Annotated in this window: 6 protein-coding genes, 1 tRNA gene and 2 rRNA genes; 3 read left to right on the top strand and 6 right to left on the bottom strand. The window is 50.5% G+C overall.

Annotated features, from left to right (window positions below):
* The 3 genes from rrf (L2097_RS21545) to rrf (L2097_RS21535) form a co-directional block, all read left to right on the top strand.
* Window positions 1-99 (top strand): 5S ribosomal RNA (gene rrf / locus L2097_RS21545); the annotation flags it as partial.
* Between the two features lie 14 nt (window positions 100-113).
* Window positions 114-189 (top strand) — tRNA-Thr (locus L2097_RS21540).
* A 37-nt stretch (window positions 190-226) separates the two neighbouring features.
* Window positions 227-342, top strand: a 5S ribosomal RNA gene (gene rrf / locus L2097_RS21535).
* Window positions 343-670: 328 nt separating this feature from the next.
* Here the strand turns inward: rrf (L2097_RS21535) and L2097_RS21530 are convergent.
* The 6 genes from L2097_RS21530 to L2097_RS21505 form a co-directional block, all read right to left on the bottom strand.
* The gene (locus L2097_RS21530; protein WP_039077391.1) at window positions 671-1,429 is read right to left on the bottom strand and encodes an amino acid ABC transporter ATP-binding protein; all 759 of its coding nucleotides are present in this window, start codon (window positions 1,427-1,429) and stop codon (window positions 671-673) included.
* 7 nt (window positions 1,430-1,436) lie between these two features.
* Window positions 1,437-2,540: an amino acid ABC transporter permease gene (locus tag L2097_RS21525; RefSeq protein WP_250353635.1), complete on the bottom strand. Its 1,104-nt coding sequence runs from the start codon at window positions 2,538-2,540 to the stop codon at window positions 1,437-1,439.
* A gap of 9 nt (window positions 2,541-2,549) precedes the next feature.
* Entirely contained in the window at window positions 2,550-3,731 is a 1,182-nt protein-coding gene (locus L2097_RS21520) for an amino acid ABC transporter permease (protein WP_047372895.1), read from the bottom strand.
* Between the two features lie 70 nt (window positions 3,732-3,801).
* On the bottom strand, window positions 3,802-4,827 hold the full coding sequence (locus L2097_RS21515) for an amino acid ABC transporter substrate-binding protein (protein ID WP_039077394.1): 1,026 nt from the start codon (window positions 4,825-4,827) through the stop codon (window positions 3,802-3,804).
* Window positions 4,828-5,304: 477 nt separating this feature from the next.
* A complete protein-coding gene (locus L2097_RS21510; protein ID WP_085005561.1) occupies window positions 5,305-5,526 on the bottom strand; it encodes a putative periplasmic lipoprotein in 222 nt (73 codons plus the stop codon).
* Between the two features lie 367 nt (window positions 5,527-5,893).
* Window positions 5,894-7,972: a putative bifunctional diguanylate cyclase/phosphodiesterase gene (locus tag L2097_RS21505; RefSeq protein WP_250353634.1), complete on the bottom strand. Its 2,079-nt coding sequence runs from the start codon at window positions 7,970-7,972 to the stop codon at window positions 5,894-5,896.
* Between the last annotated feature and the right edge of the window lie 48 nt (window positions 7,973-8,020).

Genomic DNA, 8,020 nt, shown 5'->3' with positions numbered 1-8,020 from the left:
GGTGGTCCCACCTGACCCCATGCCGAACTCAGAAGTGAAACGCCGTAGCGCCGATGGTAGTGTGGGGTCTCCCCATGTGAGAGTAGGGAACTGCCAGGCATCAAATTAAGCGTGCTGATATGGCTCAGTTGGTAGAGCGCACCCTTGGTAAGGGTGAGGTCCCCAGTTCGACTCTGGGTATCAGCACCAGTTTTAAGGTTAAAGTTCGGCGCTTAGAAAGAATTTGTCTGGCGGCTTTAGCGCGGTGGTCCCACCTGACCCCATGCCGAACTCAGAAGTGAAACGCCGTAGCGCCGATGGTAGTGTGGGGTCTCCCCATGTGAGAGTAGGGAACTGCCAGACATCAATTAAGACAAAAGGCCCAGTCAAAAGACTGGGCCTTTTGTTTTTGGCATGGAATTTTGAGTGAGTTTGTAGCGTTTTTTCCGTACAACCTCCTGAAGCTGCATTAGTAAAAATCCGCCTTCATGAGCGCGGCATTGATTCCACCCATAGGGGCTTACTAAAATCCTTAAAAAATAAGTCCCTGCCAGTCTTGTGAGATTAAAAATCCAAAGACAATGAGGCAGAGTTAAAACCTGTTGAAAACCACGGCCTGCGGGCGTGGTTTTCAATCGGCAATAAAAAAGGCCATCCCTGCGGATGGCCTTTTGCATTCCTGTCATTAATATCAATGGATAACCTGTGACAGAAAAGCACGGGTGCGCTCAGACTTAGGATTCGCGAAAAATTCCTGTGGCGGCGCCTGTTCAACGATTTCACCGCGATCCATAAAGATCACCCGGTCCGCAACGGTACGTGCAAAGCCCATTTCATGTGTTACGCACAGCATTGTCATTCCCGATTCTGCCAGACCAATCATGGTATCCAGCACTTCCTTCACCATCTCAGGATCAAGCGCAGAGGTCGGTTCATCGAAGAGCATAATCTTCGGTTTCATACAGAGCGAGCGGGCGATAGCCACACGCTGCTGCTGACCACCAGATATCTGCCCAGGGAATTTATGGGCGTGCTCAGCGATACGAACGCGCTCCAGATAGTGCATTGCCAGCGCTTCGGCTTCTTTCTTAGGCATCTTACGCACCCAGATTGGTGCCAGCGTACAGTTCTGCAGTACCGTCAAATGCGGGAAAAGATTGAAGTGCTGGAACACCATCCCTACTTCCTGACGAACCTTTTCAATGTTACGGATATCTTCGTTTAACTCGATCCCGTCAACGACGATACGGCCCTGCTGATGTTCTTCCAGATGGTTAATGCAACGAATGGTTGTTGATTTTCCCGAACCGGAAGGACCGCATAGTACGATACGTTCCCCTTGCTTTACTTTGAGATTGATATCTTTCAACACATGAAACTGTCCGTACCACTTATTCACATCTTCGAGCGTAATCATCGCATCGGCAGGTTGCATAGTAATTTGACTCATAATTTCCTCAATGCGCTGAACGCCCGGTATGGAAGCGCTTCTCCAGATGTTGGCTATAGCGCGACATGCTAAAACAGAAAATCCAGTAAACTAACGCGGCAAATACATAACCTTCGGTCGACATACCGAGCCAGGCCGGGTCAACCGTTGCCTGCTGGACGCTACTGAAAAGGTCAAACAGACCGATGATGATCACGAGGCTGGTATCTTTAAACAGCGCGATGATGGTATTCACCAGACCTGGAATCACCAGTTTTAATGCCTGTGGTAAAATCACCAGCCCTTGTGTTTTCCAGTATCCCAGCGCCAGTGACTCGGCAGCTTCGTATTGCCCTTTTGGCAGAGCCTGCAAACCGCCACGCACGACTTCGGCGACGTAGGCGGACTGAAACAGAATCACCCCGACCAGTGCGCGGATCAACTTATCGATACTTGTGCCTTCCGCCATAAACAGCGGCAGCATAACCGAGGACATGAACAGTACGGTGATCAACGGTACGCCACGCCAGAACTCGATAAAGATCACGGACAATACCCGCACCACCGGCATTTTTGAGCGACGCCCAAGCGCCAGCAATATGCCCAGAGGCAAAGCGCCAGCGATACCGACAGAAGCGATGATCAACGTCAGCGTTAACCCGCCCCACTGGCGCGTTTCCACACGATCGAGTCCCAAAAAACCACCGTACATCAGCCACCACACCACGATCGGATAGGCCACAGCCCAGCAGGCGATATAGCGACCACGGCTCGGTAGCTTTTTCCAGAACATCGGTGCTATAGAAAGCAGTCCGACAATCAGGGCGAGATTGATGCGCCAGCGTTGCTCATGCGGATAGAGGCCATACATGAACTGACCAAAGCGCTCATGAATAAACACCCAGCACGCGCCTGCTTTGGTACAGTCCGCACGCGTAGAGCCTATCCAGTTCGCCTGAAAAAGAGCCCAGTTCAGTAATGGCGGGATTAACTCCCACATCAGCCACAGACAGAAGAGTGTCAGTAGCGCGTTCAGCCAGCTTGAAAATAAATTTTTCTTTATCCACAGCACAATACCGCTGCTTCCTGCACGGGTCTGGCGCGTAGATTGAGACAGAATAGCTTTTGTCATCAGGTGTCCTTAGCGCTCAATTAATGCGATGCGGCGGTTATAGATATTCATAAGTAACGAAATCGACAGGCTGATAATCAGATAAACCGACATGGTAATCGCGATAGTTTCGATGGCCTGGCCTGTTTGGTTGAGTACCGTACCGGCGAACAACGACACCATATCCGGATAACCAATCGCGGCTGCCAGAGACGAGTTTTTTGCAATGTTTAGATACTGGCTGGTCAGCGGTGGAATAATGACACGCAGCGCCTGCGGAATGATGACCTGACGTAATGTCACCGGATTGGGCAAGCCAAGCGAACGTGCCGCTTCATGTTGACCGTAGGGAACAGATTGAATGCCTGAGCGGATAATCTCAGCAATAAATGCCGAGGTGTAAACCGACAGGGCAATCGTCAGTGCGGCCAGCTCCGGAATTAACACCATGCCACCCTGGAAGTTAAAACCGCGTAAATGCGGGATGTCCCAGTGAAGCGCCGCGCCAAATACCCAATGTGCCAGCAGCGGGAGCACAATGATTAGCCCCAATGCCGTTGGCCATGTACGACGCAGTTGGCCGGTTTTAATCTGGTGCGCTTTGTTAAAGCGATACAGACCGATGCTGATAGCCAGCGCGAAAACGATCGTGCCGATAAACGCCCATAGCCCTTCCCCCAGTTGAGGTGAGGGGATATAGAGTCCCCTGTTACTGAGGAAAAGCAAATCCATCGCGCCAATGGCCTGACGTGGGCCAGGTAAATTACGCAATACGGCGAAATACCAGAAGAAGATTTGCAGCAGCGGGGGAATATTTCGGAACGTCTCGATATAAATGGTAGAGAGCTTACGTAACAGCCAGTTTTCTGAAAGACGGCAAAGCCCCAGAAAAAAGCCGATAAATGATGCAAAAACAATACATAGCGCAGATACCAATAAGGTATTCAGCAGGCCTACAAAGAAGACGCGGCCATAAGTGTCACCCTGTTCGTAGTCGATAAGGTGCTGAACAATGCCAAATCCGGCAGCGCGGTCGAGAAAAGCAAAACCAGAGGTAATGCCGCGACTGTTCAGGTTGGTAATAGTATTGTGTATCAAATAGATCGCGATGCCGATAACAACAAGAATAGCGATAATTTGAAACAGCCAGGCACGAACCGCAGGGTTTGAAAAGGAGAGCGATCCTTTAACGGTTGGGCGGCGTTGGGACATAAGAAAACCTCGGTAACCATGACTCTGGAGTGGGCGCCGCATGTGCAGCGCCCGTTACAGCGCTTACGTCTTAACGTACTGGCGGAGCGTACTGAATGCCGCCGTTGTTCCAGAGATTGTTCTGGCCACGTTTGATTTTCAGCGCGCTGTCAGCACCGACGTTACGCTCGAAAATTTCAGAGTAGTTGCCCACTTTCTTGATGATGTTGTAGGCCCATTTGTTGTCGAGTTTCAGGTCCTTACCAAAATCACCTTCGGTACCCAGCAGGTGCGCCATGTCTGGCGTTGCCGGTTTAGCCGCTTTCTCGTCAACGTTTTTCGAGTTGATGCCCATCTCTTCTGCGTTCAGCATTGCAAACAGTGTCCAGCGGACAATGGAGAACCAGTCTTCATCACCGCGACGAACGACCGGGCCCAGCGGCTCTTTGGAGATGACTTCTGGCAGAACGATCCATTCAGCCGGGTTGCTCAGCTTAATGCGCAGCGCGTACAACTGGGACTGGTCAGATGCCAGCGTATCGCAACGACCGGATTCCAGCGCTTTTGCGGATTCATCAGAGCGATCAAAGGTTACCGGCGTGTATTTCATGTTGTTGGATTTAAAGTAATCCGCCACGTTGAGCTCGGTATCGGTACCCGCCTGAATACATACGGTTGCGCCGTCCAGCTCTTTGGCGCTTTTCAGGCCAGCTTTGTTGTGGGTCAGGAAGCCGATACCGTCATAATAGGTTACGCCAGTAAAGGACATACCCATGCCCGCGTCACGTGAAGAGGTCCAGGTCGTATTACGGGAAAGAATATCGACCTCGCCGGATTGCAGCGCAGTGAAACGCTCTTTAGCGGTGAGCGGGGTATATTTCACTTTCGTGTCATCGCCAAATACGGCAGCAGCAACGCCACGGCACACATCTACATCTATACCGGTAAATTTACCGTTTGCATCTGCGTAAGAGAAGCCAGGGAGACCGTCACTGATACCGCACTGTACAAAGCCTTTTTTCTTAACGGCATCCAGCGTTGTGCCAGCATGGGCTTGATTAGCAACGGCAAACAGCACGCCGGCAGCTGCCAGGCTGGCAATCATCATCTTTTTCATAATGCATCCTGTGTGGCGAAAAAATTATCGTTATATGAAGGCGTCCGGGAAACGCCTTAAACCTGTCTGTGGCTTTGGCCATACTCTTTAAAGCAAAGGTAGTGCCAGTTTTTGCGAACACGGAAAAATGCGAGCCGTGAGCGCAATATGGAGAGTGTAGACAGGAAAAAATAACCTCAACGCCCTGCAATGGTGCAAAATTACAACCTGCGCCACAAAACAGAGCAAAAAACTTTCACTTAGCCAATTCTGCTAACAAGTAAGTTTCCTGGGGTAATATAAGCAAGGTAGTTAAACGTATTACTTTGTGAATCACGTCACGAGCACAGAGGAAATAATTAAAAATGTGGTGGGAAATCATGCAGAACTGCAGAATTATTTAAATGATTTGCTCGCTTTTGATGCTAAAAATTTACGCCAATAAAAAGATATGCACTGTAATAAAGCAAAGCGCGGCATCGCCGCGCTTTGGACCCATTATTTCGTTAACGCGACGATACCCAGCGTTAACCCTGCCAATGCTGCAGCCCCGCCGGCAATCGCACCTGCGGTTTCCCAGTTATCCTGAGTGGTTCCTTTTACGCAGGTATTGGTATGGACCAGACGGCCCTGATCGTCATATACAGGGACGCAAGGAGAGTCGTGCGCACAGCCTGCCAGGGTAGCGGTAAGCAGAACAACGGAAATTAATCTTTTCATGATGTTACCTCTAAATAGTCCCGATCCCCGATATCAAATAACGACATCAGCGCAGAATCGATACGCTATTTTAACATCGCGGAGATTAAGAATGTCCCGTTCAATAATCTCAAAGTATGAGCAGTGTAAACATCATGGAGAGAATTATGATATTCCATCGAATAGTGCAGAAAAAATGGAAGTACAAAAAAGCTGTGAGATATTGATAAGGGAATATAAAGATTTCAGGTTCGTTATTTGTGGTGAGCCAATGATTTTAATAAAGATACTGTAAATAGCACTAACGGAAAAGAGTAAAAAAGCCTGACAGGTGCTTCGATAAAAGGGTGCAACACTGAACACCCTTACTTATCTATTCTATTGATATTTAACAAACAGGTTCCTGCTGGCACAAGGTATTTCCCTGGGAACTGATGATTTCAGGCGTGACCGGGCGACCGAGCAGATAGCCTTGTAAGGTATTGCACCCCAGTTCAGTCAAAAAGGCCTGCTGTTCTGCGGTTTCGACCCCTTCCGCCACCACCTTCAGATTTAACGTTTTTGCTAGTGCGATAATAGCCGAGACGATAGTCGCATCGTCGCCATCGCTGCTGAGTTCTCTGACAAAAGCGCGATCAATCTTCAGTTCGCATGCGGGAAGCCGCTTGAGATAGAGCAAGCTGGAATAGCCGGTGCCAAAGTCGTCAATAGACGCCTGCACGCCTGCATCGGTCAGTTCCGTCAGGACGCGAACGCTCTCGTCAGGGTTAGTCATCGCCGTGGTCTCGGTGACCTCCAGGATCAGCGTGTCAGGCGGCACCCCATGCTTTTGCAGGCTATCCATGATGGTCTGAACCAGAGACGGCTGTTCAAATTGCAATGTGGATAAGTTGACCGCTACCGACCAGTCGATATTACCCTGCTTACGCCATTCGCTTAACTGACGGCACGCTTCATCAATGACCCAGTTTCCGAGTGGGACAATCAGACCGGTCTTCTCTGCCAGGGGTAAAAAGACATCCGGAGAGAGCATCCCTCGTTTTGGATGCTGCCAGCGGAGCAGGGCTTCAAAGCCAATGATTGGTCCTGATGGCGCCTGGAATTTGGGCTGGTAAACCAGGCGAAATTCTTTACGTTCCGTTGCCAGCCACAGGTCGTTCATCAGTTGTAACTGCGTTTGCGCCAGGGTGTTCATAGAGGGCTGGAAGAAGTGATAGCCGTTTCGCCCCATATGTTTGGTGTGATACATCGCGGCGTCCGCGTTAAACATCAGCTCACGCTCATTTTTACCATCATGTGGATAGAGTGCAATGCCAACACTCAGGGTGACCATCATGTCATAGGGATCGATATTAAACGGCTTGTCGATAACGCGCACCAGCGAGCCTGCAAGCGCCGCTGCTTCATCCGGGGCGCTTACGTCAGTCAGCAGGACGAACTCGTCACCGCCCATACGAGCCAGCGTGTATTGTCCGTTGAGCTGCTGCTTGAGGCGTTCAGTGACGGCAACCAGCAATTTATCGCCCACATCGTGCCCATAGGCGTCGTTAACAGTTTTAAAGCCGTCCAGGTCCATAAACATCAGAGCAAAGAAGGACCCTTCACGTCTGGCTTTATGTATCGCCTGATCCAGACGGTCTTCCAGCAGTACGCGGTTAGGCAGGCGCGTCAGGGTATCGTGTAGCGCCAGTTGGGCAAGTTCGCGGTTCGCTTCCGCCAGTGAAGAGGCCAACTGAGATGTTCGCGCCTGCAGGCGCGCGTCCAGCATGGAAACGAGTAGGGTGATGCCGAGGATGGAAAATGCCACGACGCTTACCAGTACGGCCAGCCAACTGCCGTTAACACCATGGTGACTCATTGGTTCCTGGTCAGGAAATTTCGCGGCCATCATGCCGCTGTAATGCATACCGGCAATGGCGAGCCCCATCAAAATGGCCGCGCCAAAGCGCATTAACGCCACCTGAGCGGCTTCATGACGAAGACGAAATGTCAGCCATAGCGCGGCAAAAGAGGCGGTTAGCGCAATGATGACCGAGATAGCGACCCAGAACATATCCCAGATAATGGCGGGTTCCACTTTCAGCGCTGCCATGCCGGTATAGTGCATGGCAACGATCCCCATACCCATCACAAAGGAACCGGGCAGAAGATGCAGCATTGTCAGTTCATTATCGCTGACTAACCAGAGTGCGAACCATGAGGCGCTGATGGCGATGAGCATGGAGATCGCCGTCAATAACGGGTCATAGCTCAGGTGCATTGAGATATCCATCGCCAGCATGCCGATAAAATGCATGGCCCAAATACCAATGCCCATTGCGACACCGCCGCCCGTCAACCACACCCATGAGGAAGACCCTGAGCTGGTGGACACACGACCTGCCATATTTAGCGCAGTATAGGAAGCCAGAATGGCGACAATAAAAGAAACAACAACAAGGATTTGGTCGTATTGGCTAACCAGCATTATGTCATCAACTCATTCACAAAAGGTCTTATGCGTAACTACACTTGA

Source organism: Citrobacter sp. MNAZ 1397 (assembly GCF_023613995.1).
GTDB lineage: Bacteria > Pseudomonadota > Gammaproteobacteria > Enterobacterales > Enterobacteriaceae > Phytobacter > Phytobacter ursingii.
This window is presented reverse-complemented; position numbering and strand designations above follow the sequence as displayed.

Coding starts and splice junctions, on each gene's coding strand:
- L2097_RS21530 (WP_039077391.1), bottom strand. CDS start 1,429: ATGAGTCAAATTACTATGCAACCTGCCGATGCGATGATTACGCTCGAA.
- L2097_RS21515 (WP_039077394.1), bottom strand. CDS start 4,827: ATGAAAAAGATGATGATTGCCAGCCTGGCAGCTGCCGGCGTGCTGTTT.
- L2097_RS21525 (WP_250353635.1), bottom strand. CDS start 2,540: ATGACAAAAGCTATTCTGTCTCAATCTACGCGCCAGACCCGTGCAGGA.
- L2097_RS21505 (WP_250353634.1), bottom strand. CDS start 7,972: ATGCTGGTTAGCCAATACGACCAAATCCTTGTTGTTGTTTCTTTTATT.
- L2097_RS21520 (WP_047372895.1), bottom strand. CDS start 3,731: ATGTCCCAACGCCGCCCAACCGTTAAAGGATCGCTCTCCTTTTCAAAC.
- L2097_RS21510 (WP_085005561.1), bottom strand. CDS start 5,526: ATGAAAAGATTAATTTCCGTTGTTCTGCTTACCGCTACCCTGGCAGGC.